Raw genomic sequence first — 26,425 nt, 5'->3', positions numbered from 1 at the left:
GGCTTCCCGCCTTACCCCCGTGCCCCGCCGGCGGCTGCGGGCTCGTTGGCCCCGTGGCCCGCGCCGCCCCCCCCCCCCCCCCCGCTTCCCCCCGCCCGGAGCGACCAGCCGCCGGCCACGGCACGCCCCGGCCGGCGTCGTGCAAGAGAGGTGCCTCGCGCCATGACGGCAGTACTCCCTGAGAGCGTGGCCAGGGCGCTGTGCGACGACTGGGGGAGCACGGCGCCCAGGCGTTCTCGCCGCCCCACCGACACCCCGCTGCGTGAACTGTCCCAGTGGGCGGCGACGCTGCGCCCCGAGCACATCCCGTGCCGGGTGCTGAAGCTCGCCGCCAGTCAGGTGCTCTCGCAGGCCGCGTCCATCAGGGCCGGGCTCCAACACCCGCTGGGACGGCGGCTGGTGGCGGCTTTCGGACACCCCATGCAGCGCGACCCGCGCACCGCCGCGGGCGTCTTCGCCGCCCTCGGGTCCTGGCTCAACCTCGACGACACCGCCTATGCCGGACACCTGTCGAACTCCACCGTCGCGGTACCGCTCGCCTTCGCCTACACCCGCCGGCTCGACGGGCTGTCCCTGCTGACCGCCGTCGTCGCGGCCAACGAGTGCGCGGCCCGCATCACCGCCTCGGCCACCCTCGGCCCGCTGCGCGGCCAGAGCGCCGTGCACACGCACCTGGCGGGCGCGGTGGCCGGCCGGCTGCACTGCGACCGGGCCCCTGCCACGCTCTTCGAGAACGCCTTCGGGCTGGCCTTCGCCATGCCCAACTGGCCCCTGATGCGCGCCTTCCTGGCCAGCGACGCCCGTCTGTTCAACACCTTCACCCCGGTGCGCACCGCGATGGACGCCTGCGACGCGGCGTACGCGGGGCTGCGCGGCGCTCCCGACATCGTCGAGCACGAGGACGGCTTCCTCGCCCGGTTCGCCACCGTGCCGCTGCCGCAGGCGGTGGCCAAGGGACTGGGCCGGCGCTGGCACACCGACACGCTGTCCTTCAAGATGCACCCCGGCGGGCCGGGTATCGACGCGGCCGTGGACTGTGCCGCCGAGATCCACCGGGAACTGGGCGGCCTGCGGCCCGAGGACGTGGCCGAGGTGGTCGTCGAGGCGTCCCTGTACACCCTCTTCGCCGGTGAGCGCGCCGCCCGGTACGTCAACGGCCCGGGCTCCCCGCTCGGCGCCCTGGTCCTCGACGTGCCCTACCCCGTCGCGACCACCCTGCTCACCGGCGAGTTCACCGTGGACGACTTCTCCTCCCCGCACCTGGACGACCCGGCCCGCTGGGCGCTGGCCCGGCGGGTGCGTCTGGAGCACGACACCGAGATGACGCGCGAACTGTTCCTGTCCGACGCCCCGTTCGGCGAGGCGGTACGGGAGGCGGGGGAGCGTGCCGTGCCGTGGCTGCGCGGCTTCGGCGGCGACGAGCTGGTCGACCTGCTGGGCTCGCTGAGCGCCGACGACCGGGACTTCTCCCGCGCCACGAAGTCCACCGGTGCCCGGGTCACCGTCCGGCTGACCGATGGCCGTACGGTGTCGCGCACCCGGCTGATTCCGGTCGGTGCGGCCGGCCCGGAGACCCGGGTCCGGCACGCGGACCTGGTGCGGGAGAAGTTCCTGTCGGTCGGCGGCCCGCACGAGGTGTCCGACAGCGTGGACCGGCTGCACCGCATGCGTCCGGCGGCCCTGCGTCGCTGGATAGAGGCAGCCTTCCTGGACTGAACCGTCCCTCCGGCCGCCGTACGGCACGGCGGGTGCGGCGACCGGAGCGGTTCAGCGGCTCCCGCCGCACCTTCCCGGCCACACGCTTCTACCGCGCCGGCACGGACAGCAGGGCGAAGGCGTCGAGGATCTCCTCGACCCGCTCCACGATGTCGGCCCGGTCGTTCTGCACCCAGGAGATGTGCTGGGCGCCGAACAGGGCGGAGACCAGGACCCTGGCCAGGGCCTCGGGCACCGCGCTCTCCGGCAGCCGGCCCGCGGCCCGGCACTCCTGGAGGAGTTCGACGATCAGTGACGTGAAACCGACGTACGGGACCGGCATCTCCGCCTTGATGTAGGGGCGTTCGATCTGCAGGCGTGCTCCCGCCTTGACGTAGGCGTCGTCGCGGAACCCGCGTGCGGTGCGCAGCAGCACGTCCGCCACCGTCGAGGGCGAGGAGTGGTCGCCCTCGAGCGCGGGGGAGACGATCTCGTTGAGCCTGCGGTAGAACTCCTCCGTCACGGCGACCGCGAGGGCCTCCTTGTTGGAGAAGTGGAAGTACACCGCGCCCTTGGTCATCTCCGCGCCGTCGGCGATGTCCTTGATGGTGACGTTCGGGTAGCCGTACCGGGCGAAGACCTCCGCGGCCGCGTCGAGGATGGTGCGCCGGGTGCGGATGGCGCGCTCCTGCTTGAGGTGCGAGGTGTCGTCGACCGAGGTTCCGCCGGAGATGTGCGCGGTCTGTGTCGCGTTGCTGTGTTCGCTCATGACGTCCATTCGTGCCGTGCCGTCCGCTGCTCTCGGTGGCCGGTTGGTGGGGGGACTGGACCGGGGCACGTGCGGACGCTTCGCGAGTTTCGCCCCTCTGACCAGCAGAGATGACCGTTCATTTGCCGTATCTTGCCCGAGCCTTGCAAGATACCTTCCCGAAGGTATATTAATTTCGTGCCGAAGGGCGCCGCACGTCTGTTAGTTCGCATGGTCCTGGTTCTTCCAGTACGGGGGAGGCGAATCCCAGATGTCAGTCGTGCTCAATCATCCCAGCATCTCTCAGGCGTCAGCAATGGCCCACGCCTGCGATTCGTTGAGCTTTGCACGTCCCGTGCCGCGTGAGCTGGTGCACCGCAGCTCCGTCGCGGAGGTCTTCGTCACCGACGGCGCCCGTGTCGGTGACCGCGAGTTCGTCGTCGCCGCCCAGTGGCCGCGCGACCACGCGCTCTACCACCCGGACGAGAACGGTCTGAGTGACCCCCTGCTGTTCGCGGAGACCCTGCGTCAGGGGATGGTCTACGTCGCCCACCGGTACTGCGGTGTGCCGCTCGGCCGGCGCTTCGTCGGCCGCGACCTCGACTTCGAGATCACCGACCCCGCCGCCCTGCGGGTCGAGGGGGTACCGCTCTCGGTGTTCCTGGTGGGCGAGTGGACCTGGGACGGCGACGACGCGCGGGGCAGGAACGGGGCCCGGATGGACTTGCGGCTGGTCGTCGGAGGCCGCGCGTGCGGCTGGGGCACCATCAGCATGCTGATGGTGGACGAGCGGCGCTACCGCCTGCTGCGCCGGCTCGGCGGCGGTGCCGCGGACGCGCCGGCCACCGTACCGGTACGGACGGCCACCTCCGGGGCGCTGCGCACGCCCCCGCACCGGGTGGGGCGGCTGCGCTGGCGGGACTGCGTCCTGGAAGAGGCCGAGAGGCCCGACGAGTGGCGGTTACGGGTGGACCGCGACCACGCGGTGCTCTTCGACCACCCCACCGACCACATCCCGATGATGGTGATGCTGGAGGGCTTCCGCCAGCTCGGCCACCTCATGGTGCACGAGGCGTGCGACGGCCCGTTCGCCGACCTGTCCTTCGCGCTGGCCCGGACCACGGTGCAGTGCCTGGCCTTCGGCGAGTTCGACCGGCCCACCCGGCTGGTGGTCGACGAGTGCGCGTCGGGCGCCCGTCCTCAGGAAACGTTTCAGCTGTCCGTCTCGGCGGTCCAGGACGACACCGTACTGGCCCGTGCACGGACCGCCTGGGCCTGTGTGGGCACCCGCCCGGCGGCGGCCGTCCCGGCCTCCTGGTAGAGGCGGCCCACCGGCCCGGGCCCAGGCCGCACGGCCGCCGGGGGCTCAGGCGGACGCGCGTGTCCCCATCACGCGCGTCAGCACGCCCCACATCGCGGCGACGCTGGGCCCGGGCCGGTCCGGGCCCGCGCAGACGCCGGTCCACAGCGCGGTGCAGAACGCCGCGACGATGAGATCGGCCAGGGCCTCGGCCGGCGGTGCCTCGTCCCAGTGCCGCCCCCGCTGCACCTCGCCCACGAGTTGGAGCGCGATGCCATGGGTGTCGCTCAGGAGAGGAGCCACCGTGTCGGCCGCCCGAGCCGCCTCCACCTCCAGCCGCAGGGCCGCCTGCGCCCTGTGGTCGGTCTCGAAGAGCCGGCCGAGTCCGAGCACCAGGGCCTCCAGCCGGCTCCTGGCCGGCTCGGGCGAGGTCCTGGCCTCGTCCAGCAGCGTCCGCACGCTCCGGGACAGATGTTCCGCCAGTGCGGCGGCCAGCTTCTCCTTGCTGGAGAAGTGCCCGTACAGGGCGCCCTTGGTCAACCCGATCCGGTCGGCGATGCGTTGCAGGTTCGCGTTCACGTAGCCGTAGCGTGCGAACTCGTACGCGGCGGCATCGAGGACGCGATCGTGCGTCCGAAGGGCACGCGCCTGCTTGACCACGCTGATCACCTCCTTCACCCCGGCCCGGTGGTGAAGGACCGGCCGAGAAAGATTCGTTCCCGAACGAATTCTAGTCGTGGAGTAAAGGAGAGCGATAGGTGAACCGGAGTCAAATCTGCACAGGCCAGGGGGCACAGGGTGGCACGCCGCGGGCGCGCGTACAGCTGGCGGGCGCCGTGGCCTCCGCCGCGGCGCACGCGCCGTCGGCGGACGCCACCGGCCGGCTGTCCGCGGAGACCGTCGCGCTGCTGACCCGCGCCGGCTTCGCCCGCCACTTCGTGCCCCGGGTCTGGCACGGTACCGAGGGCACCTTCAGCGACCTCCTCGCCGAGGTGGCGGCCGTCGGCGAGGGGTGCGCGTCCGCCGCGTGGTGCGCCGCCCTGTGGGCGACCCACGGCAGATACGCCGCCCATCTGCCCCTCGAAGGGCAGCTCGACCTGTGGGGCCGGTCGCCCGATGTGCGGATCGCCGCCGGACTGCGCCCCTCCGGCTCGGCCACCCGCTGCTCCGGAGGCTGGCTGCTCAGCGGCACCTGGGAGTGCGTCAGCGGGATCGCGGACGCGGACTGGCTGCTGCTCGCGGCCCCGGAACCGGACGATCCGCGGTTACCCGGTGGCCGGTGCCGGCTCTTCGCCGTCCCCGCTGCCGAGATCCACGTACAGGAGTCGTGGCGCAGCACCGGAATGCGCGGCACCGGCAGCCACACCGCGGTCCTCGACGGCCCGGTGGTGGTCGCCGACCACCGCACCTGCTCGCTGTCGGATGTGCTGGCGGGTACTCCCGGGCCCGGAAAGTCCCGCTGCCACACCGCCCCGGCGTACCTGGGGACGGGACTGCTGCTGTGCGCACCCGCCCTCGGGGCGGCCCGCCACGCCCTGCGGGAGTGGACCGCGTGGGCCGCGCGCAGGGGAGCCGGCCGGCCGGCGGAGCGCGCCACGCTCCAGCTGACGCTGGCTCAGTCGGCCGACGACATCGAGGCCGCCGAACTGCTGCTCGCTGACGCGGCGCTGCGGGCCGACTCGGGCACCCGCGCCGAGCGGGACGTGGCCCGCAACCGCCGGGTCGCGGCGGCCGCCGCACAGCATCTGGTCTCCGCCGTCGAGCGGCTGTTCCGCGCGGCCGGAACCCACGCGTGCTCGGACCCCGGGCCGCTGGAGCGCACCTGGCGTGACGTCCATGTGCTGGCCGCGCACCAGGCCGTGCGCCGGGAGACCGCGGCGGCCCTGTACGCCGACTCGGTGTTCGCCGACTTCGAGGACCGCCCCGAGCGGGCGGCCGGGCCTGCGGACGCGCCCCGGTTCCTGGCGCACTCCGCACCGGCGGAGGTGGTCGCCGGTGTCCACTGACCTCCGCAGCGAGCGCGAGCGTTCCCCGCGACCCGCGACGCCGCCTGCCCGCCCCACACCCTCCCAGCCCGCTGCGCGGACGCGGTCCGAGGGCCCCCGCCGGCTGGTGTTCTTCGATGTGGACGAGACGCTGATCAGCCGCAAGAGCGGCCCGGACTTCCTCCGCGACCACTTCGTGCGGAGGTACGGCGCGGACGGAGCGCGGCGCGCCGGTGAACTGCTGGACGCGCTGGCCGGTCTGCCCCGCGCGGAAGCCAACCGCCGTTTCCACCGGGCCTTCAGGGGCTGCCCGGCCGCGGAGGCCGAGGCCGCGGCCCGCCGGTGGTACCGGGAGCACAGCCGGGCCGACGGCTTCTTTCTCCCCACCACGCTGGCCGCACTGCGCCGGCACCGGGACCAGGGCGCGTCCGTCGCCCTGGTCTCCGGCACCTTCCCGCCGCTGCTGGCCGTGATCGCCGAGGCGGTCGGGGCGCGGTTCGCCCTCGGCGCCGGACTCGAACGCTGCGGGCCGCTGCTCACCGGCGAACTGATCGGCCCTCCGGCCATCGGCGAGGGCAAGCGCACTCTGGTGCGGGGCCTCCTCGCCCGCCACCCGGACATCGACCCGGCCGACTGCTGGGCCTACGGCGACCATCCCTCCGACCTGCCCATGCTGCACAGCGTGGGGCACGCGGTGATGGTCGCCCCGGACGGGACGCACACCACCGTGCCACCGCACGCCGCCGGGGCCGCCGGAGGCGGGTGACATCGCGCTCAGGGCACTGACCGCCAAGAACTGAGGGCGACACCCTGCGCGGGAGAGGGGAGAGACGGCCTGGCGTCACATGGCGCCGGGTGGTGCCACATGGCGCCACCTGGCGCCACTTCGTGTTTGTGCAGCTCAGAGTGCCTGAGTCAGTCGTGATTCCGGCTTGATGCAATTGAGGATTGCGCATGGCGCCATAGTGGTGCCATGATGGCGTCATGGACCTCACCCCGTATGTCGACCACCTCCGCCGCGAACTCGCGGTGGCTGCCGAGGCCGGAGGCGACGAAGCCCGTGAGCTGGCCGAACGGCTCACCGCTCCTCTGGAGTCGGCGACCCGCCTGGTCATGCTCAACGTCCTCTCCGTCGCGATGGACGAGATCACCCGCGAACTCGCCCCCGGTTCGGTCGACGTACGGCTGCGCGGGCTCGACCCCGACTTCGTCGTGACACCGCCGCCCGCCCAGGCCGGTGCCCCCGTGGAGCCGACCGCGGCCCCCGAACCGCTCAAGGCCCCCGCCGAGGGCGACGAGGGCGGCACCGCCCGCGTCAATCTGCGCCTGCCGGCCCACCTCAAGGCCCGTGCCGAGGAGGCCGCGAACCGCGAGGGCCTGTCGGTCAACGCTTGGCTGGTCCGCGCCGTGTCCGCCGCGGTCGACGGCGGAACCCGGCCGCGTACGCCGGGCCGCACCCAGAACGTCGGACAGAGCTTCACGGGCTGGGTGCGCTAGCCGCGCCGCCGCCCGCGCCCGGAGAGAACCAGCACAGCACGTGCATCACGTCCCACCAGCGGGGACGCCCACAAGACCCAAGAGGACGGGACAGCCATGCCTTCTTACGACACTCCCGAACCGATCTCGGTCGTCGCCCACGTGGGTGCCGGCTCCCTCCGGCTCACCGCGGGCGACCGCCTCGACACGGTCGTCGAGGTGCGCCCCCGTGACCCGGAGAGGGACAAGGACGTGCGGGCGGCCGAGCAGACCGAGGTCGGCTTCGCGAGCGGTGTCCTGACCGTCAGGACGAAGGAACGCCGCATGATCGGTCCCTCCGGCGTCGTCGACGTGAGCGTCGAACTGCCCGCCGGTTCAGGCGTGGAGGTGACCGGCGCCTGGGCCCAGGTGCTCGGCGGCGGCCGGCTCGGCGAGGTCCGTGTGAAGACCTCGGTCGGCGACGTCCGCCTCGACACCACCGGCCCGGTCCAGCTGACCGCCTCCCACGGCTCGATCGTCGTCGACCGGGTCGAGGGCAGGGCCGAGATCACCACCAGCTCCGGCCATCTGCGCGTCGGCACCATCGACGGCTCCGCCGTCCTGAAGAACTCCAACGGCAACACCACCGTCGGCGTCGTGAACGGCGAGCTGCGGGTGAGCGGTGCCAACGGTGCCATCGACATCGCGTGCGCCGAGGCGTCCGTCACCGGCACCGCCACCAACGGTGTCCTGCGGGTTTCCGAAATCGCCCGCGGTGACGTCCGGTTGGAGACCTCCAACGGCTCCATCGAGATCGGCATCCGCGAGGGCGCCGCCGCCTGGCTGGACGTCAGCTCCCACCGCGGGCTCGTGCGCAACACGCTCACCGCCTCAGACGCCCCGGAGCAGACCGAGGACACGGTTAAGGTCCACGCGCGGACGAACTGGGGCAACATCGACGTCTTCCGCGCCAAGGGCTGAGCGGGTCACGGCCCCGGCACGGCAACGGCTGAGCGGGTCACGCCCCCGGCACGGCAACGACCGAGCGGGTCACGCCCCCGGCACGGCAACGACCGAGCCGGGTCACAGCCCCGGCGCGCCAAGGGTTGAGCGGCGTGCACCGCACTCGCATTCATCGCACCCGAGTCACCTCCCCGGAGCAGGCCTGCGTCCCGTTCCGGCCCCCTTCACCCCACTCCATTCAGGCTTCTCACGGAGGGCCACATGCCTTCATCTGTCATGCCCACATCCAGCCCGCAGGGCTCCTCGGCCGCCGTCTGCGCCACCGGCCTGCGCAAGTCCTACGGCGACAAGACCGTCCTCGACGGCATCGATCTGCACATCCCGGCGGGATCGGTGTTCGCCCTGCTGGGGCCGAACGGCGCCGGCAAGACCACCGCCGTGAAGATCCTCTCCACCCTCATCCGCGCCGACGGCGGACAGGCCCGGGTGGCGGGCCACGACCTGGCCGCCGATCCGCAGGGCGTGCGGGCCGCGATCGGTGTCACCGGTCAGTTCTCCGCCGTCGACGGCCTGATCACCGGCGAGGAGAACATGCTCCTCATGGCGGACCTGCACCACCTGCCCAAGCGTGAGGGACGGCGGGTGACCGCCGACTTGCTGGAGCGCTTCGACCTCACCGAGGCGGCGAAGAAGCCCGCCTCCACCTACTCCGGCGGCATGAAGCGGCGCCTGGACATCGCCATGACCCTGGTCGGGGACCCGAGGATCATCTTCCTCGACGAGCCGACCACCGGGCTGGACCCGCGCTCCCGGCACACCATGTGGCAGATCATCCGCGAGCTGGTCACCGGCGGAGTCACCGTCTTCCTCACCACCCAGTACCTGGAGGAGGCCGACGAACTCGCCGACCGGATCGCCGTCCTGCACGACGGTGACATCGCCGCGGAAGGCACCGCCGACGAGCTCAAGCGGATCGTCCCGGGCGGACACGTCCGCCTGCGCTTTTCCGATCCGGCCGCCTACCGGAGCGCGGCCGAGGCCCTGCGCGAGGTCACCCGGGACGACGAGTCCCTCGCCCTGCAGATCCCCAGCGACGGCAGCCAGCGCGAACTGCGGTCCATCCTCGACTGGCTGGACGCGGCCGGCGTCGAGGCCGACGAACTGACCGTGCACACCCCCGACCTCGACGACGTGTTCTTCGCCCTGACCGCGGACCGCCCCGACCAGCCGAACCGACCCAGCCAGCCGAACCGACCCAGCCAGCCGAACCAGTCGATCCGACCGAACCGACCGAACCGACCGAACCAGCCGAACCGGCCCAGCCAGCCCGAGGAGGCTGCCCGATGAGTTCCCTCTCCCTCGCCCTGCGTGACTCCTCCACCATGCTGCGCCGCAACCTCCTGCACGTGCGCCGCTATCCCTCCCTCACCCTGAACCTGCTGCTCAGCCCGATCGTGCTGCTGCTGCTCTTCGTCTACATCTTCGGCGACACCATGAGCGCCGGCATGGGAGGCGGCGGGGGGGACCGGTCCGCCTACCTCGCCTATCTCTTCCCGGGGATCCTGATGCTGACCATCGGCGGCACGACGATCGGCAGCGCGGTGTCCGTGTCCATGGACATGAACGAGGGCATCATCGCCCGCTTCCGCACGATGGCGATCCACCGCGGCTCGGTGCTCGTCGGGCACGTCGTCGGCAGTGTGATCCAGTGCGCGATGAGCGTGGCCCTCGTCGGTGCCGTGGCCGTGGCCATCGGCTTCCGCTCCCGGGGCGCCACCGCGGTGGAGTGGATCCTGGCCTTCGCACTGGTGGTTCTCATGTCCCTGGCGCTCACCTGGATCGCCGTGGGGATGGGCCTGTCCAGCCCGAACGCCGAGGCGGCGAGCAACAACGCTATGCCGCTGATGATCCTGCCGCTGCTGTCCAGCGCCTTCGTCCCGGTCGACACGATGCCGGGCTGGTTCCAACCGGTCGCCGAGTACCAGCCCTTCACCCCGGCGATCGAGACCCTCCGGGGCCTGCTTCTCGGCACCGGGATCGGCCACAACGGCTGGCTGGCCGTCGCCTGGTGCCTGGGGCTCAGCGCACTCGGCTACCTCTGGTCCAGGTCGCTGTTCGCCCGCGACCCGAAGTAGACCCCTCGGTGCACGCTCCGGGTCCTCGCTCAGCCCGGTTGCCCGCCCAGTTGTTCGGCCAGCCCGACGATGACGCCCTCCGGGCCGCGGACGTAGCAGAGCAGGTAGCTGTCCTCGAACCGGGCGATTCCGCCGAGGAGTTCGGCGCCGTGGGCGCGCAGGCGGGCGACGGTGTCCTCGATGTCGTCGAGGGCGAACATGACGCGGTGCGGCGGCCGGATCAGGATGGGGGAACCCATGATGCCCGTGCGGTCGCGGGAGAGGCCGAAGTACTCGGCTGCGTCCGCCGTGATCGTCACATCCGGTGCGTCCGGCGAAGAGCCGCTACCGGTCCGGGCGGCGGATGCGGAGGGGGCCGCGGGCCTCGGCCCGTGTGACGGGCCGGCCGGCCCGGGTCACCTCGACCTCGCCGGCCTCCACCAGGCGCCACGCGGCCCGGCGGGTCGGCTCCATCAGGGCCCGCCAGCCGTCGTCGTCGCCTTCGTAGGCCTCGCGTGCGGCGTCGGACGGACAGATCGAGGCCGTGGGCGCACGCCGGTCCAGCAGGTCCATGATGACCCGCTCCAGCCGCTGAGCGAGCTGCCGCTCCGTCTCCGCCACGCTGTCCAGTGTCGCACCGCCGGTGTGCGCCCGGGGGCCTCCTGTCTCGAAGTCATCGGCGAGGGATCGGCGGGTCCTAGGCTCGGGCAGGTCATCGTTCGGGAAGGAGCCGGAACGTACTGTGACGGACAAGCGAGTTGTCGTCGTGACCGGTGGCGGTTCCGGCATCGGGGAGGCCACCGCCCGGCTGTTGTGCGAAGCCGGTCACCATGTGATCGTCTCGGGCCGGCGCAGCGAACCGCTGAGACGTCTGGAGCAGGAGACCGGGGCGCTCGCGCACCCCTGCGACGTGCGCGACCCCGAGGCCGCGGACGGCCTCGTCCAGGCGGCCCTGACCGCCTACGGACGCCTCGACGGACTCGTGCTCAACGCGGGCATCGGACGCGGCGGGGCCGTGGGCGACCTGTCGCTGGAGGACTGGGACGAGGTGATGCGCACCAACGTCACCGGCCCGCTGCTGCTGCTGCGCGCGGCGATCCCGCACCTGCTGGAGTCACAAGGGGCGGTGGTGGCCGTCGCCTCGGTGTCCGCCCTGCGCAACGGTACGAGCAACGCCCCCTACGCCACGTCGAAGGCGGCCCTGCTCCAGCTGTGCCGCTCCGTCGCCGTCGACTACGGGCGCCGGGGAGTGCGGGCCAACATCGTCTGCCCGAGCTGGGTGCGAAGCGAGATGGCCGACCGCCGCATGGCGCGCTTCGCCGAAGAAGCGGACCTGCGGGGCGAGGGTGTGGACGGCGCCTACGCGGAGGTGACCGGCTTCCTTCCCCTGGGTCGTCCGGGTGAGCCGCGTGAGGTCGCGGAGACCATCAGCTGGCTGCTGTCCCCGGCGGCGTCCTACGTGAACGGTGCCGTGCTCACCGTCGACGGCGGGGCGACGGCCCTGGACCCGGGAACGCTGGCCTTCGACTTCCACCTCGCGCCCCGCCACGACCAGGTGCCCGGCACTCCCCGCTGAGACGCCGGGCAGCGCCCCCGGGCGTCCGGCTCACGGCGTTTGCGCGGGTGCCTCCGCCGCGGCTGCCGTCTCATGGGCGCGCCGGGTGCCGACGGCGAACGCGGCCCGGTACCTCTCCTCGTCCAGCGCGGCGCGCAGGCGGGCCGCGATGCGGTCCACGTCGCCCCGTTCCGCCGGGGGCTGCGGGGCGCCCGCCCGTTCCCGGGCGGCCGCGGCCGTTCCGAGGAGGCGGGCCGCCCGTTCCGGATCGCCGGCCAGACCGTACGCGCCGGCCAGGCCTTCGAGGGCCAGGGCGACGGAGCGGGGGTCCCCGGTCGCCGCGGCGGCCGCCAGGCCGTCCCGGTGACGGGCCAGGGCCCGCTCCACGTCGCCGCGTTGCTCGGCGACGAAGCCCAGTTCGGCCAGGACCAGCGCGAGGCCCGGCCCGTCACCGCGCCGGCGGTTCCAGGCGAGCCAGGGCCGCAGCCACTCCTCGGCGTCATCGAGACGGCCCCGGCGGCGGGCGCTCAGGGCCAGTCCCAGCGCGGCGAACTGCTCGGCAGGCCGGTTGCCCTGCTCCACCGCGATCCGCAGCGCGCGCGTGTGCAGGTCGTCGGCCTCGTCGTAGCGCCCGGTGAGCAGGGCGATCCGGCCGAGACCGGACAGCTTCGCGGACATCTCCGGCCATGTCTGAAGCGTCTGGGCGATCCGGAGGCTCTCCCGGTGCAGCCGGACCGCCCGGTCGTAGGCGCCGTTGATCTCGGCGAGCCGGCCGAGCAGGTCGCCCGTCCTCAACCGGCCCCACGGGTCGCCCAGTTCGGTGAAGCGGGCGTGGGCGTCCTCGGCGTCCTCGCGCAGCGACTCCAGGTCTCCGCGGGCCAGGGCGAAGCAGGCGCGCGTGGTCAGCGCGGCAGCCGTGCCCCAGGCGTCCCGCAGGGCACGGAAGCGGAGCAGCACGCTCTCGACCCGCTGCTCGCCCTCCGCCAGCGTCCCCACCGTCCACTGCGCGTGCGCCAGGAACCACCGGGCCCTGACCGCCTCCGGGGTGGCGTCGGCCGGGTGGTCCCGAGGGGTGTCGCACTCCGGGGCGTGCTCGCCGAGCAGCAGACGGATTCCCGCGTACCAGGACGCCGCCTCCCCGCGTTCCCCGGGCGCCGTCTCGCCGGGTGTGTCCAGGGCCGTCGCCAGCGCCCTGCGGGCCTCGCCCAGCCGGCCGCGCAGGTACCAGTACCAGGTCAGCGAGTTGACCAGGCGCAGTGCTGACCGCGCCGCTCCGGAGCGGGCGGCCTCCGCCAGCGCGCGCTGCAGGTTCGCCGCCTCCCCGTCCAGGATCCGCGACCAGCGGGACTGGTCCCGGCCGTGCAGATGCGGGCGGGCCCGCTCGGCGAGGGCCACGCAGTGGCGCAGGTGGCGGGCGGCCGTACCGGCGCGCTCACCGGACGCGTCGAGCCTCGCGCGTGCGTAGAGGGCGACGGACTCGGGCAGCCGGTAGCGCGGCCCCAGGGGTCCTTCGGCCCGCACGACCAGGGAGCGTTCCACGAGCAGGCCCAGCGCGTCGACGACGTCGGCGGCGGTCGCACCGCTGCCGGAGCACACGTCCTCGGCGGCCCGCAGCCCGCACCCCTCGGCGAACACCGACAGCCTGCGCAGCACGGTCCGTTCACGCTCGTCGAGCAGGCTCCAGCTCCAGTCGAGTGTGGCCTGCAGGGTCCGGTGGCGTGCGGGGGCGTCCCGGTAACCGCCGGTGAGCACCTGGAAACGGTCGTCGAGCCGGTCGTGCAGTTCCCTGATGCCGAGTGACCGCACCCGCGTCGCGGCCAGTTCCAGGGCGAGCGGGATGCCGTCGAGGCGCCGGCACACCTCGGCGACCAGGGGGGCGGTGGCGGCGTCGAGCACGAACCCCGGGTCCGCCGCCCGGGCCCGGTCCAGGAACAGCCGTACGGCGCCCGCGCCCGTCACCGCGTCGAGGCCCGGTCCGCCCTCCGGGGGCAACGACAGGGGCGCCACCGGGTACACCGTCTCGTCCCTGATCCGCAGGGGCTCCTGACTGGTCGCCAGAATGCGCAGCCCGGCGGCCCGCCGCAGCAGTGGTCCGGCCAGCTGTGCGACGGCCTCCACGACGTGCTCGCAGTTGTCCAGCACCAGCAGCAGCCGCCGGCCGGCCAGCGCGTGCGCCAGACGGTCCGCCGGTCCCCCGGCACCGTCGCCCGCGGTGTCCTCCCGGATGTCCAGCGCCGCCATCAGCCGCTCGGCCAGCACCTCCGGCCCGGCGAACCGCTCCAGACCTCCGGCGTCGGCGAGCTCCACCAGGCGGACGCCCTCACCGAAGTCGCCCGCCCCACCCGCCGCCGCGGCCCGGGCGAGGCGGGTCTTGCCGACGCCTCCCGGGCCGGTGAGCGTCACCAGGCGGTGCCGGACGAGCAGGGCCCGCACCGCCCGGACATCCTGCTCACGGCCCACCAGGGGTGAGACCGGACCGGCCAAACCCGGCTGCGTCCGCCGCACTGCCGCCACCGCCGGCGCCGGATGCCGCACTTCCGCCACCGCCGGCGCCGGTGCCCGATGCCGCACTTCCGCCACCGCCGGCGCCGGATGCCCGGGCCACGTCAGGGCCGGGTCGTGGCGCAGGATGGCCTGCTGCAGGGCCGCCAGCGACGGCCCGGGGGTCAGGCCCAGTTCCTCGTCGAGACGGTGCCGCAGGTCGGTGAAGCAGTCGAGCGCGTCGGCGGTACGCCCAGCCCGGTACAGCGCCCGCATCAGCACGCCCCGCAGCCCCTCGCGCAGCGGATGCTGTTCCACCAGCTCCGTCAACTCACCGACGAGCACAGCGTGTTCGCCCAGCTCCAGGCGCAGGGCGGCCTGTTCCTCCAGTGCCGTCAGGCGCTCCTCCTCCAGCCCCGCCGCCGTCGGCCGCACCGACTGCCGGTCCGCGAACTCGGCGAAGGCCGGACCGCGCCACAGCGCCAGCGCCTCGCTGTACAGGGCCGTCCCGGCCGCGGGAGCCCCGGCGGAGCGGGCCCGTGCGACCAGTTCGCGGAAGCGCTCGGCGTCCAGTGCCCGGGCCGGGACGTCCAGGACGTAACCGGGTGGCCGATGCGTGACGAGGGCGCGGCCCCCCGCCTCCGCGTCCTCCAACACACGTCGCAACTGGCTCACTTTCGCCTGGAGCGACGCCGTCGGCCGTGCCGTGAACGTCGAGCCGCCCCAGAGGTCCTCGACGAGCCGCGCCGCCGGGACGACCTGCCCGTGACGGGCGAGCAGGCCGGCGAGGAGCAGGCGCACCTTGGCTTCGGGGACCCGCACGCCACGACCGCCGTCCGTACGCACCTCCAGCGGCCCCAGCACCCCGAATTCCATGATCTCAGCGTAACCGGGTGACGACCGGTGCCACCGGCGGCGGAGCGGGCCCGGCCACCGGCCCGAGGGCCTTGCGCGGACCTGCCCGAAGCGTGCCCGAGGCGCGCCCGAAGCGTTTCCGAAGCGGTCCGAAGCGCATCCGAAGGGGCCCTTGCCAGGGTTCCCCGGGGGGTGCGCGCGCCGCCGCCCCCCGCCCGGCGCGTGTTCCCGCGTGCCGGTGCGCGTACAGCACAGAACTGCGTACTGGAGGAACAGATCCATGGGTGACAACCACACCTCGGTGTCGGTGCTGGGCCTCGGCCTGATGGGGCAGGCCCTGGCCGCCGCCTTCCTGAGAGCGGGACACGCCACCACCGTGTGGAACCGCTCGGCGGACAAGGCCGACGCACTCGTCGCGGAGGGCGCGGTCCTCGCCGCGAACCCCGCCGACGCCGTGACGGCGAGCGACCTCGTGATCGTGTGCGTGTCGACGTACGACGTGGTGCACGACATCCTCGGCCCGCTCGGCGACGCCCTGCGCGGCAGGACCGTCGTCAACCTGACCACGGGCTCCTCCGAGCAGGCCCGGCAGGCCGCGGCATGGGCCGGGAAGAACGGCGTGCGGTACCTCGACGGCGCCATCATGATCACGCCGCCCGGCATCGGCGCCGCGACCTCCGTCGTCTTCTACGCCGGTGAGCAGGCCGTCTTCGACGCCCATGAGCCCGTGCTCGCGCTCCTCGGCGGCGGCACCACCTACCTCGGCGCCGACCACGGCAAGCCCGCTCTGTTCGACGTGTCGCTGCTCGGCCTGATGTGGGGCGCCCTCAACAGCTTCCTGCACGGAGTCGCCATCGTGGAGACCGGCGGCGTCAAGGCCCAGGAGTTCCTGCCCTGGGCGCACATGTGGCTCGACGCCATCAAGATGTTCACGGCCGACTACGCCGCTCAGATCGACGCCGGTGACGAGAGGTTCCCGGCCAACGACGCCACCCTGGCGACGCATCTGGGCGCGCTCGAACACCTCGTCGAGGAAAGCGAGGCCCTCGGCGTCGACAGCCAACTGCCCAGGTATTCCAAGGCTTTGATGGAAGGTGTGATCGCGCGGGGGCACGCGGAGAACAGCTACGCCAGTGTCGTGACGGCATACCGCCGACCTGCGGCGTCGTAATCGCGCCGATTTTGCCCACGTGGTGCACGGCCGGGTGAGCGACGGGCGAGCGGCGCGAGAATGGTGAGGGCCTGACAGCGGAACAGCGGATCGGGCGAACTTACACGATTCGGCATGCCCCGGGACCGGGCACACTCCCAGCACGTTCTGAGCATCAGCACGCTCTGAACATCTGCATGTTCTGAGCATCTGCACGTTCTGAACATCAGCACGCTCCGAGATCAGGCACGCTCCGAGATCAAGCACACCCCCCACATGCACATGTGATCGGACCGTCTTCAGACCGGCGCGGACGCGCCGGAACGGAGGACTGACTCATGGCCACCCCACTCACCGCCGCCCGGCTCGTCGCCGCGTTGAAGGCCGAGGGCTGCTCCGTTCGCGAAGTCTCCGGCTGGCGCACCAACAACCGTAACCACAAAGGGCCTTGGGGCCCGGTGCACGGCGTGGTCATCCACCACACCGTCACCGGCCCCGGCACGGACGTCGTCGGTCTCATCTTCCACGGCCACAGCGCCCTGCCCGGCCCGCTCGCCACCGGGTGCATCACCAAGGACGGCGTCGTCCACCTCACCGGGAACGGCCGGGCCAACCACGCCGGCGGCGGGGACGGCGACGTGCTCGACGCCGTCATCGGCGAGTCGTACGGCACGTATCCGCCCGCGACGCACGAGCACGACGGCTCCGCCGGTGCGGTCGACGGCAACGCCCGCTTCTACGGCTGGGAGTGCGAGAACAAGGGCGACGGCAGGGATCCGTGGCCGCCCGCCCAGTACCTCGCGATGGTCAGGGCCACCGCCGCGATCTGCCGCGCGCACGGCTGGGGCCACAAGAGCGCCATCGGCCACCTGGAATGGAGCGACTGGAAGGTCGACCCGCGCGGATTCGACATGGCCGGCTTCCGCCGTGACGTCGCCGACGCCCTGGCCCTCCCGGCGGGCCGGTGGGAAGGAGAGGACCCCATGCCCCAGTACGTCAACCTCGGTGTCGCCGCGCAGTACCCCCTCACGCCCGGCGCCTGGAACTCGGTCGAGCTCACCGAGGAGTGGACCGACGAGACCGGCGACCACGCCACCGGCGGAAGCGTCTTCGCCCGCGGCCCGGCCCGCTTCACCGGAACCATCAGCCTCCACCTCGAAGGACTGCCGGCCGGCGGGATCGTCCAGGTGCGCATGTCGGAGTACGAGGGCGACCAGCACCAGGTGGACCACCCCATCCACGAGATCGTCGGGACCGGCGGCGGTACCTTCGCGGTCCTGCCCCTCGCCAAACGCCTCGCGTCCGGGCGGAGCATGCGGGTGCGGCTGCTGAACCAGGCCACCGAGCCGGTCACCGTCGCCGGCGCCGTCCTGACCGTGCTGGTGTGGCCGGAGACCTGAGGACCGGCCCTGTGATGAGGTGCGGGCGATGTCGCGCGCACCCCTCACTCCTTCCCTCCCCGCCGGAAGAGGCGCCCCCGCCTGTACCCGCCGAGCTGCGCCCTGACCACCCAGGCCACAGGCTGGAGGGGCATCACACGTCTCGGCGAGGGAGCACCGGCATGGCAAAGGGCCGCAGCGAGGGCGGGAAGCCGAAGAAGGGCGACAAGGTCACCTGGAGCAGTCACGGCAGCCGCACCGAGGGAGAGGTGGAGCGGAAGATCACCGAACGGACCGAGGCGTCCGGCCGTACGGTCGACGCCTCGCCGGACGACCCGCAGTACGAGGTGCGCAGCGACAAGTCCGGCAGGACCGCGGTGCACAAGCCGTCCGCGCTCAAGAAGAAGAAGTGAGGCGGCGTGGACGACGGGGAGCGTGAGGAGACCTGGAACGACTTCCGTGAGCTGGTGAACATGACACCGGCGGAGCTGGAGAAGTGGCTGGAGTCCGACGCATCGCGGAACGCCGGGCAGCACCAGGACGGGGGCGAGTCCACCGGACACGCCTCCGGCCGTCGGATCGTGACGATCCTGCGGGCCAGAAAGGGCGATCTCTCGGACGACGACTACCGGCACATGCGCAAGGTCGTCGGCTACGTCCGCCGCCACCTGGCCCAGCGGCCCTCCGGGAACGTGACGGAGTCCCGGTGGCGGTACTCACTGATGAACTGGGGCCACGACCCGCTCGGCGGGTGACGGCCCGGCGGGACGCGGCGCCCGCGAGGATCCCGGGCGGCTCGACGCGGCCCGGGATCACTGCGCGGCGGTCTCCCGCGGGGCCGCGGCGACGCCGTTCAGTGCCTGGGTCATCTGGTGCTGGGTCTCCTCGGCCACCGCACGGGCCTCCTCCACGACGTCACCGCGTTCGCGTATGAGGCTCTCGTAGATCGGCAGCTCTCCGGTCGAGATCGAGTCGGTCGTCACAGTGGTGTTCCTATCGCTTTGCAGGTGGGATCTGAGGGGTCCGAGTAAGTCTGCGTCACGCCCTCCCACCGCGTTACCCACCCCCGGTGTGTCCAGATTTCCGCCACGTGCTTTGCAAATTCCTCACGTTTGCCGTGCGGTGGCCTGTGTGCGGGCTTCCGCGCCGACGGCATGCGAAAGGGCCCCGGGAACCGCTTCCCGGGGCCCTTTCGCGCGCAGTGCGTCAGAGCGACGTGGTGTGCAGGCCCGCGCTCGCGCCCGCGGCCGCGCCCTCCGGCGTGACGACCGCCTGCACGGCGGCGCAGGCCTCGCCGGCCAGGGGGCCGACCAGGCCGGCGGAGAGACCGCCGACGAGGCCCGCGGAGACATCGACGCCGCCCGCGTTGCCGCCTGCGACGGCGTCCAGGTCGGCGTCGTTGAGCTCGGCGGTGTCGACCCGAGGAGTGAGGTTCATGGGGGTGTTTCCCTTCGCGTGAATGTCTCGCAGTGGCGGTGAGCAGGGGTGATCGCAGGAGATCCGGGACCGGGATCCCTCCCCGGTCGCTCCCGCCGTGCGCAGGATCAAAGCACCCGGCGAAGGGGAGATCCAACCGCCGGGCGACGCCGTGCGTCTCCTCGTGGCCACCGCCTTCATCACTGTGACCGCGGGGTCACGCGATGCGCCCACTCCTTCACACAGCCCGTCGTCTCTCCGGGCGCGCGAGTATTGCGCTCCGGTTGACGAAGCGGGCACTTCACCGCCAAAGCCCCAGGCCGCGACGGCGACTTGGCAACGGCCTCACCGCCGCTCCGCTTCCCGCTACGCGGTGTGCAGATGTGCGGGATGTTCGGCCCCGGCCGACGCGGAGGCCCCGGCTGACGCGGAGGCCCCGGCCCGTCGGCTTCCGCACCGCCCGAGGAGCTTGCAGCGCGAGACCTGCGCCGCCCGACAGGCCCGCACCGCCAGGCGCGCACGGGTCGACGGCCCCGCCCCGCCAAGCTTGCGCCGCCCGACGGCCCCGCCCCGTCGGGCTTGCGTGTCGCCCGACCGGGCTCGGCCCTGCGCCTCAGCCCGCTGTCGTCGGCTGGAGCAGGCGGGCCAGCAGGTCGTCCAGGGTGACCAGGCCGGACAGACGGCCGGAGGTGTCGTGGACCACGGCCAGGGACGATCGGCGGCGGCGCAGCACCTCGATCGCCTCGGCGACCGTGGTGGTCTCCGTCAGCTCGGGCACCGGCCGGGCGAGGTCCCGCGCGGTGGTGGCCCGGTCGCCGCGGGCCCGGGCCACCAGGGCGTCCCGGGCGTGCACCGAGCCGAGGACGGTGCCGTGCTCCCGGACCAGCAGCCGGGTGCGGTCGTGCTCGGCGGCGGAACGCAGCAGCGCGTCGAGGTCCGCCGCGCCCTCGACCCAGCTGATCTCGGCGGCCGGGATGCGCAGCGCGCCGACCGGTGTCTCCGGCTCGGTCAGGGAACGGGTCAGCAGCTCCGAGTCGGCCGCGCTGATCAGGCCCAGCCGCTCCGACTCCTCCACCAGACGGGTGAGCTGCTCCCGGTTGTGCACCGAGGCCAGCTCGTCGCGCGGGGTCACCCGGCACAGCCGTACCAGCGCGTTGCTCACCCGGTTGAGCAGCCGGATCAGCGGACGCACGGTCCGCACCACCGCCCGGAACGGCGGCGACAGCAGCATCGCCGACCGCTCGGGGTGGGCGATCGCCCACGACTTGGGTGCCATCTCGCCGACGACCATGTGCAGGAACACCACCACGACCATCGCCACGGCGAAGGCCACGCCGTAGCTCACGGCGCCGGGCAGGCCCAGGGCGTGCAGCAGCGGGTCGAGTTCGTGCGAGATCGCCGGCTTGGACACCGAGCCCAGGCCCAGCGTGCACACCGTGATGCCCAGCTGGGCGCCGGCCAGCATCAGCGACAGCTCGCGCATTCCGGCCAGAGCCGCCCCCGCACCGCGCCGGCCCTCGGCCGCCGCCTTCTCCATCCGGTGCCGTTTGGCGGCGACGAGGGCGAACTCGGCCGCGACGAAGAACCCGCTGCCGATCAGCAGCAGGACGGTCACGAAGACCGCCATCGGGAAACTCACGCCATCTCCTCGGCTTCCGCGGCCCCCACGAGCAGGCCGATCCGGACGCGGTCGGCCACGTGTCGGTCCAGCGTGCGGACGTCGATCACGGCCCGGCCGCCCTCGGGCAGCTCGACCGTGACGCGGTCGCCGACCGTCGGGAAGCGGCCCAGCCGGTCCACGACCAGGCCGGCCACGGTGTCGTAATCGTCGTCCTCGGGCAGCCGGACACCGGTGGCCTCGGCCACCTCGTCCACCCGGCGGCCGGCGTCCACCAGCCAGCCGTCGCCGTCCGCGACGGCGAGCACCGTGACCTGGTCGGACTCGTCGGCGATGTCACCGACGAGCTCCTCGGCGATGTCCTCGTACGTGACGACGCCCGCGACACCGCCGTGCTCGTCCAGGACGACCGCGAACTCGTCGTCGTGCTCCCGCATCCGCGCCACCGCGTCGGGCAGCGCGAGCGTGTCCGGCAGCAGCAGCGGCCGCCGGGCCACCGCACCGGCACGCGTCCCGGCGGACCGGCCGGCGGGCAGCGCCATCAGCTCGCGCACACCCAGCACACCCACGATGTCGTCGGGGTGGTCGCCGAGCACCGGGTAGTTGGAATGGCCGTGCCGGGCGATCAGCCCGACCGCCTCCTCGGCGCCGGCGTCCTTGCGGACGAACACGGCGTCGGCGCGCGGCACCATCACCTCGTGCAGGGTGCGCTCGGAGAACTCCAGCGCGTGGTCCAGCAGCGCGGCCGTCTCCCCGGGCAGCTCGCCCCGCTCGTGGGACTCGCCGATCAGATGACCGAGCTCCTCCAGCGTGGCGCCGTGGTGCAGCTCCTCGACCGGCTCGATCCCGGCCTTGCGCAGCAGCCGGTCGGCGGCGCCGTCGAAGATCCGCACGACGGGACCGACGACCTTCAGATACGCCAGGGTCGACGGAGCCAGCGCCTTCGCCAGCCGCTCGGGCACGGCGATCGCGAGGTTCTTCGGGGCGAGTTCACCGAGGACCATCTGCACGACCGTGGCGAGCACGAAGGCGAGCACCACGGCGACGGTGCCGATGGCCGCGTCGGGCAGGCCGAGGCCCGAGAGGGCGGGCCTGAGCAGCGCGGACACCGACGGCTCGGCGATGAAGCCGACCACCAAACCGGTGACCGTGATGCCGAGCTGCGCGCCGGACAGCATGAACGACAGCCGCTCCAGCACCGTGAGGGCGCGGGCGGCCCCGCGGTCCCCGGCCTCGGCCTCACGCGCGAGGGTGAGCCGGTCGGCGGAGACGTAGGCGAACTCCTGGGCGACGAAGTAGCCGGTGCCGGCGGTCAGCACGAACACGGCGAGCAGGCCCGGCAGGGCTTGTGCGGCACTCATCCGACACCACCCCGCCGTGTGCCGCGATGCCTGGTGCCGTGGCGGGATGGTCGGGGACTGTGCCCCGGGGGGTCCGTCGGTCTGGCGGACAAGAATGTGCTCCTCGGACGGGTGGTGTGTCTCCGGTGGAACGCTCGGCGTCGCCCCGGTGTTCCCGGCTTCTACGACCGTGTGGATCCAGCCGCCCGGGGGTGCGGGCCCGGTGCGCCCAGCCGGATCAGTACACGTCCCGCACGTACCGCTTGTCCGCCGCCAGCTGTTTCACGTACGCGGCGGCCTCGGCCTCGCCCAGCCCCCCGTGCGCCACCGCGATGTCCCGCAGCGCCCGGTCCACGTCCTTCGCCATCCGCGAGGCGTCGCCGCAGACGTAGAAGCGGGCCCCGTCGCGCAGCCAGTGCCACAGCTCCGGCCCGTGCTCGCGCATCCGGTCCTGCACGTACACCTTGTTGCGCTGGTCCCGCGAGAAGGCGGTGTCCAGCCGGGTGAGCGTGCCCTCGTCGAGCAGCGCCGTCAGGTCGTCCTCGTAGTAGAAGTCCGTCGCCCGGTGCTGCTCCCCGAAGAACAGCCAGTTGGGGGCCCGGTGACCGAGCGCCCGCCGCTCCTGGAGGAACCCGACGAAGGGCGCCACGCCGGTGCCCGGCCCGACCATGATCATCGGGGTCGAGGCGTCGGCGGGCGGCCGGAAGTGCGCGGAGCGCTGCACGAACACTGATACCTCCGTGTCCGCTCCGGCGTCCGCGAGATACGGCGAGCAGACCCCGCCGCGTGCCCGGCCGTGCAGGTTCTCGTAGCGCACCACGGACACCGTCAGCGCCACCCGGCGGGGATCGACCAGCGGGCTGGAGGATATGGAGTACAGCCGCGGCTGGAGCCGGCGCAGCACCCCGGCCCACTCCTCGGCGCTCGCCCGCACCGCGTACTCGGCGAGCACGTCGACGGCCTGCCGCCCCCAACTCCAACGCGCCAGACCGTCCTTGTTGTCCGGCCGCAGCAACCGCCGCAGCTCATGCCTGTCGCGGGCGCGTTCGGCGACGAAGCGGAGCAGGTCGGGACTGATCCGGGTGATGTCGAGATGCCGGTGCAGCGCCTCGCCGAACGGCACGTCGCCGACCCCGTCGACCGTCACGGCCGCCTCGGCGTCCACCCCCGTCACCGCGAGCCACTCCGCCACCAGCGAGGGCGCGTTGACCGGTCGGACCCCCAGCGCGTCCCCGGCCTCGTACGCCAGGTCCGTCCCGCTCGTGTCGAAGGTGAACCGCCGGACCTCCTTGGCCGCTCCGGGCCCGCTGAGCAGCCGGTTGCCGACGAGCCGTGCCGTGGTGACGGGTTTCGTCCTCGTCCGGGACGCGGCGACGGGGGCGGTGGCCGGGCCGCCCAGCGCCGACAGCACCTGGTCGAGCCACTGCCCGGCGGACGGTTCGAAGTCCGGCTCGCAGTCCGTGCGCGGGGCCAGCCGCACCCCGCCCAGCTCGTGGAGCCGCGCGTCCAGCCGCCGCCCGTGCCCGCAGAAGTCGTCGTACGACGAATCGCCGAAGGCCAGTACGGCGTACCGCACCCCGTCCAGCCGCGGGGCCCGCTCCCCGCGGAGCGCGTCCCAGAAGCCGGAGCCGTTGTCGGGAGCGTCGCCGTCCCCGAACGTGCTGGTGACGAACAGCAGATCGGCCGTGCGGGCGAGCGTCCCGATGTCGGCGTCGTCCATGCCGACCAGGGTCGTACGGTGCCCCGTCGAGGCCAGCCGTTCGGCGGTGGCCGTGGCGAACTCCTCGGCGGTGCCGGTCTGCGAGGCCCACAGCACCACGACCTCACGCCCGGGCCGCTCCTCCTGCGGCGCGTCCGCCCCGGTCCGTGAGTACATGCCGGCCAGGACACCGTTCACCCACAGCGCGTGCTCGGGGGAGAAGGGAGCGTCGGGCGGCAGCACCGGCACCCCGGGGGCGCCCGAGCCGAGCCCGGCGAGGAAGCCGGTGAGGTAGCGGCGCTCCTGGGCGGAGAGCACCGGGGGAGGGGAGGGTTCGAGGCCGAAGGGGTTCGCGGGGCCCGGCGCCACCGTCGTGGGCAGCGGGGCCGGCGCCTCCGGCGCGGGCGCCGCTGCCTGGGGTGCGGGCGCCACCGCTCGCGCCTGACCTGCGGGCCCGCCCGCCTGCGGTGCGGGTGCCGCCACCCTCGTCAGGGACACCGCGCACGCCTTGAACTCCGGCTGGAACGACAGCGGGTCGACCGCGTCGCTCGTCACGGCGTTGATGCTCAGGTACTCCCCGAACAGGTCGTTCCAGTGGAACGGCGCGAAGCAGCAGCCCGGCCGCACCCGGTCCGTCACGACGGCCGGCAGCACGGCCCGCCCGCGCCGCGAGGCCACCTCGACGAGGTCACCCTCGCCGGCACCGAGCGCCGCGGCGTCCTCGGGATGCAGCTCCACGAACGGCCCGGGATTCAGCTTGTTGAGCCTGGCGACCTTCCCGGTCTTGGTGAGCGTGTGCCACTGATGCTGCACCCGCCCGGTGTTCAGCACGAACGGGTAGTCGTCGTCCGGCAGTTCGGCGGCGGGCAGGTGCGGCCGCGCGAAGAACACGGCCCGCCCGGAAGCCGTGGGGAAACGCAGCCCCTCCTCACCCACGTAACGGACGGGGTTGCGCTCCGGCCCGTCCTCCCGCGCGGCCGGCCACTGCACGGGCGTCTGCCGCAGCCGCTCGTAGGAGACTCCGCGCAGGTCCCAGCCGGTCTTCGGGTTCCGGAACCGCCGGATCTCCTCGAAGACCTGCTCGGCGCTGTCGTACGAGAAGCCCTTCTCGTACCCCATCGCGCACGCCACCTCGGCGATGATCCGCCAGTCGGCCATCGCCTCCCCGGGCGGGTCCGCCGCCTGCCGGGTCAGCGTGAGGGTGCGCTCGCTGTTGACGAACACCCCCTCGGCCTCGGTCCACATCGCGCCGGGCAGGACGACGTCGGCGTACGCGTTCGTCTCGGTGTCCGTGAACACGTCCTGCGTCACGACGAACTCGGCGGCCTCGAGACCCTCGATGACCGTACGGCGGTTGGCGACCGAGGCGACCGGGTTGGTGCAGATGATCCAGCAGGCCTTGATCTCCCCGTCGGCCATCCGCCGGAACATGTCGACGGTGCCCTGCCCGGACCCGTCGGCCCGCAGCGTCCCGGGCGGCAGGCCCCACACCTCCTCGGTGAACGCCCGCTCCTCCTCGACGAGCACCGACCGCTGCCCCGGCAGCCCCGGCCCCATGTAGCCCATCTCGCGCCCGCCCATGGCGTTGGGCTGCCCGGTCAGGGAGAACGGCCCGGCCCCCGGACGGCAGATCGCTCCCGTCGCCAGATGCAGGTTGACCAGCGCGTTGGTGTTCCAGGTGCCGTGCGTCGACTGGTTCAGGCCCATGGTCCAGCAGCTCATCCACCGCCTGCCCGCCGAGCCGATGATCCGGGCCGCCGCGCGCAGGTCGTCCTCGGCCAGGCCGGTGATCCCGGCGACGGCGGCCGGGTGGTAGTCGGCGAGGAACCCGGGGAGGGCCTCCCAGCCCTCGGTGTGGGCCTCGACGAACTCCGGGTCGGTCTGCCCGTCCTCGTGCAGCAGGTGCAGCAGACCGTTCAGCAACGCGAGGTCCGTGCCCGGCCGGATCTGGAGGAACAGACCGGCCTTGGCGGCGGTCGCGGTCCGCCGGGGGTCGACGACGATCAGTTCGGCGCCCGCCTTGACCCGCTCCATCATCCGCAGGAAGAGGATCGGATGGCAGTCGGCCATGTTCGACCCGATGACCAGGAAAGCGTCCGCCCGGTCGAAGTCCTCGTACGACCCGGGCGGCCCGTCCGCGCCCAGGGACAGCTTGTAGCCGGTGCCCGCGCTCGCCATGCACAGCCGCGAGTTCGACTCGATCCGGTTCGTGCCCACGAACCCCTTGGCCAGTTTGTTCGCCAGGTACTGCGCCTCCAGGCTCATCTGCCCGGACACGTAGAAGGCGACCGCGTCCGGCCCGTGCTCGTCGGCGATCGCCCGCAGCCGCGCCGCCGTCTCGGCGATCGCGTCGGCCACCGGCACCGGCACCCCCTCCTCGCCGCGGCCGTCCCGCACCAGCGCGCCGGTCAGCCGCCCGGGCGCGGCGAGCAGGTCGGCCGTGGTCGCGCCCTTGGTGCACAGCCGCCCCGCGTTCGCCGGGTGCGCCTTGTCGCCGGACGCCTTCAGCACCGTGCGCCGCCCGTCCGGGCCCGTCGCCACGTCGAGCACGAGACCGCAGCCGACACCGCAGTACGCGCAGACGGTGCGCACCTGCCGCGTGTCCGGCCGGTCTCCGGGGGTCGTGGTCATGCCCCGACGGTACGAATCGCCCGTTACGCCACTGTCACACC

At 73.1% G+C, this 26,425-nt stretch carries 22 protein-coding genes and 1 pseudogene; 13 read left to right on the top strand and 10 right to left on the bottom strand.

Annotation, left to right across the window (positions count from 1 at the left end; genetic code table 11):
- Window positions 1-162: 162 nt before the first annotated feature.
- Window positions 163-1,716 (top strand): MmgE/PrpD family protein, encoded by a 1,554-nt coding sequence (locus tag ACFV20_RS18760; RefSeq protein ID WP_385657941.1) that lies wholly within the window; start codon window positions 163-165, stop codon window positions 1,714-1,716.
- A gap of 88 nt (window positions 1,717-1,804) precedes the next feature.
- On the opposite strand, the gene ACFV20_RS18755 is transcribed toward ACFV20_RS18760, so the two are convergent.
- Window positions 1,805-2,464 (bottom strand): ScbR family autoregulator-binding transcription factor, encoded by a 660-nt coding sequence (locus tag ACFV20_RS18755; RefSeq protein WP_385657940.1) that lies wholly within the window; start codon window positions 2,462-2,464, stop codon window positions 1,805-1,807.
- Window positions 2,465-2,798: 334 nt separating this feature from the next.
- Here ACFV20_RS18755 and ACFV20_RS18750 point away from each other — a divergent pair, with 334 nt between their 5' ends.
- Window positions 2,799-3,764, top strand: a complete 966-nt coding sequence (locus ACFV20_RS18750) for a ScbA/BarX family gamma-butyrolactone biosynthesis protein (RefSeq protein ID WP_385657939.1) — start codon at window positions 2,799-2,801, stop codon at window positions 3,762-3,764.
- 45 nt (window positions 3,765-3,809) lie between these two features.
- On the opposite strand, the gene ACFV20_RS18745 is transcribed toward ACFV20_RS18750, so the two are convergent.
- On the bottom strand, window positions 3,810-4,403 hold the full coding sequence (locus ACFV20_RS18745) for a TetR family transcriptional regulator (protein ID WP_385657937.1): 594 nt from the start codon (window positions 4,401-4,403) through the stop codon (window positions 3,810-3,812).
- A 98-nt stretch (window positions 4,404-4,501) separates the two neighbouring features.
- Here ACFV20_RS18745 and ACFV20_RS18740 point away from each other — a divergent pair, with 98 nt between their 5' ends.
- From ACFV20_RS18740 to ACFV20_RS18715, 6 genes are all read left to right on the top strand, one after another.
- Entirely contained in the window at window positions 4,502-5,749 is a 1,248-nt protein-coding gene (locus tag ACFV20_RS18740) for an acyl-CoA dehydrogenase family protein (protein ID WP_385657935.1), read from the top strand.
- Window positions 5,739-6,494, top strand: coding sequence for an HAD family hydrolase (locus tag ACFV20_RS18735; RefSeq protein WP_385657933.1), 756 nt, complete (start codon window positions 5,739-5,741; stop codon window positions 6,492-6,494). The genes ACFV20_RS18740 and ACFV20_RS18735 overlap by 11 nt, the downstream gene beginning before the upstream one ends.
- A gap of 218 nt (window positions 6,495-6,712) precedes the next feature.
- Complete coding sequence (locus tag ACFV20_RS18730) at window positions 6,713-7,225, top strand: toxin-antitoxin system HicB family antitoxin (RefSeq protein WP_385657932.1); 513 nt, start codon at window positions 6,713-6,715, stop codon at window positions 7,223-7,225.
- A 96-nt stretch (window positions 7,226-7,321) separates the two neighbouring features.
- A complete protein-coding gene (locus tag ACFV20_RS18725) occupies window positions 7,322-8,164 on the top strand; it encodes a DUF4097 domain-containing protein (RefSeq protein ID WP_385657930.1) in 843 nt (280 codons plus the stop codon).
- A gap of 243 nt (window positions 8,165-8,407) precedes the next feature.
- Window positions 8,408-9,493 (top strand): ATP-binding cassette domain-containing protein, encoded by a 1,086-nt coding sequence (locus tag ACFV20_RS18720; RefSeq protein WP_385657928.1) that lies wholly within the window; start codon window positions 8,408-8,410, stop codon window positions 9,491-9,493.
- The gene (locus ACFV20_RS18715; protein WP_385657927.1) at window positions 9,490-10,281 is read left to right on the top strand and encodes an ABC transporter permease; all 792 of its coding nucleotides are present in this window, start codon (window positions 9,490-9,492) and stop codon (window positions 10,279-10,281) included. The genes ACFV20_RS18720 and ACFV20_RS18715 overlap by 4 nt, the downstream gene beginning before the upstream one ends.
- A gap of 29 nt (window positions 10,282-10,310) precedes the next feature.
- Here ACFV20_RS18715 and ACFV20_RS18710 read toward each other — a convergent pair.
- A pseudogene (locus tag ACFV20_RS18710) lies at window positions 10,311-10,496 on the bottom strand (VOC family protein); the annotation flags it as partial.
- 109 nt (window positions 10,497-10,605) lie between these two features.
- A complete protein-coding gene (locus tag ACFV20_RS18705; protein ID WP_385657925.1) occupies window positions 10,606-10,881 on the bottom strand; it encodes a DUF3253 domain-containing protein in 276 nt (91 codons plus the stop codon).
- 121 nt (window positions 10,882-11,002) lie between these two features.
- On the opposite strand from ACFV20_RS18705, the gene ACFV20_RS18700 reads away from it, so the two are divergent.
- Entirely contained in the window at window positions 11,003-11,836 is an 834-nt protein-coding gene (locus ACFV20_RS18700; RefSeq protein ID WP_385657924.1) for an SDR family NAD(P)-dependent oxidoreductase, read from the top strand.
- A gap of 30 nt (window positions 11,837-11,866) precedes the next feature.
- Here the strand turns inward: ACFV20_RS18700 and ACFV20_RS18695 are convergent, their stop codons facing one another.
- Window positions 11,867-15,172, bottom strand: a complete 3,306-nt coding sequence (locus ACFV20_RS18695) for a BTAD domain-containing putative transcriptional regulator (protein WP_385657922.1) — start codon at window positions 15,170-15,172, stop codon at window positions 11,867-11,869.
- Between the two features lie 259 nt (window positions 15,173-15,431).
- Between ACFV20_RS18695 and ACFV20_RS18690 the strand changes: the two genes are divergently transcribed.
- The 4 genes from ACFV20_RS18690 (at window position 15,432) to ACFV20_RS18675 (ending at window position 18,435) form a co-directional block, all read left to right on the top strand.
- Window positions 15,432-16,322 (top strand): NAD(P)-dependent oxidoreductase, encoded by an 891-nt coding sequence (locus tag ACFV20_RS18690; RefSeq protein WP_385657920.1) that lies wholly within the window; start codon window positions 15,432-15,434, stop codon window positions 16,320-16,322.
- Between the two features lie 317 nt (window positions 16,323-16,639).
- Window positions 16,640-17,701: an N-acetylmuramoyl-L-alanine amidase gene (locus ACFV20_RS18685; RefSeq protein ID WP_385657918.1), complete on the top strand. Its 1,062-nt coding sequence runs from the start codon at window positions 16,640-16,642 to the stop codon at window positions 17,699-17,701.
- Between the two features lie 161 nt (window positions 17,702-17,862).
- The gene (locus ACFV20_RS18680; RefSeq protein ID WP_234849584.1) at window positions 17,863-18,093 is read left to right on the top strand and encodes a DUF2945 domain-containing protein; all 231 of its coding nucleotides are present in this window, start codon (window positions 17,863-17,865) and stop codon (window positions 18,091-18,093) included.
- Window positions 18,094-18,099: 6 nt separating this feature from the next.
- On the top strand, window positions 18,100-18,435 hold the full coding sequence (locus ACFV20_RS18675) for a DUF3140 domain-containing protein (RefSeq protein ID WP_385657916.1): 336 nt from the start codon (window positions 18,100-18,102) through the stop codon (window positions 18,433-18,435).
- 57 nt (window positions 18,436-18,492) lie between these two features.
- On the opposite strand, the gene ACFV20_RS18670 is transcribed toward ACFV20_RS18675, so the two are convergent.
- The 5 genes from ACFV20_RS18670 to ACFV20_RS18650 all read right to left on the bottom strand — a co-directional run bounded on the left by ACFV20_RS18670 (window position 18,493) and on the right by ACFV20_RS18650 (window position 26,384).
- A complete protein-coding gene (locus ACFV20_RS18670; RefSeq protein WP_385657914.1) occupies window positions 18,493-18,663 on the bottom strand; it encodes a hypothetical protein in 171 nt (56 codons plus the stop codon).
- 223 nt (window positions 18,664-18,886) lie between these two features.
- The gene (locus ACFV20_RS18665; protein ID WP_385657912.1) at window positions 18,887-19,117 is read right to left on the bottom strand and encodes a hypothetical protein; all 231 of its coding nucleotides are present in this window, start codon (window positions 19,115-19,117) and stop codon (window positions 18,887-18,889) included.
- 592 nt (window positions 19,118-19,709) lie between these two features.
- Window positions 19,710-20,735 carry a hemolysin family protein gene (locus tag ACFV20_RS18660; protein WP_385657910.1) on the bottom strand — a complete coding sequence of 342 codons (1,026 nt, stop codon included), beginning with the start codon at window positions 20,733-20,735 and terminating at the stop codon, window positions 19,710-19,712.
- Entirely contained in the window at window positions 20,732-22,075 is a 1,344-nt protein-coding gene (locus tag ACFV20_RS18655) for a hemolysin family protein (RefSeq protein ID WP_385657908.1), read from the bottom strand. The genes ACFV20_RS18660 and ACFV20_RS18655 overlap by 4 nt, the downstream gene beginning before the upstream one ends.
- A 217-nt stretch (window positions 22,076-22,292) precedes the next feature.
- On the bottom strand, window positions 22,293-26,384 hold the full coding sequence (locus tag ACFV20_RS18650) for a molybdopterin-dependent oxidoreductase (RefSeq protein WP_385657906.1): 4,092 nt from the start codon (window positions 26,382-26,384) through the stop codon (window positions 22,293-22,295).
- Window positions 26,385-26,425 lie beyond the last annotated feature (41 nt).

Origin of the sequence: Streptomyces sp. NPDC059696 (assembly GCF_042733745.1) — a bacterium.
Taxonomy (GTDB): domain Bacteria; phylum Actinomycetota; class Actinomycetes; order Streptomycetales; family Streptomycetaceae; genus Streptomyces.
This window is presented reverse-complemented; position numbering and strand designations above follow the sequence as displayed.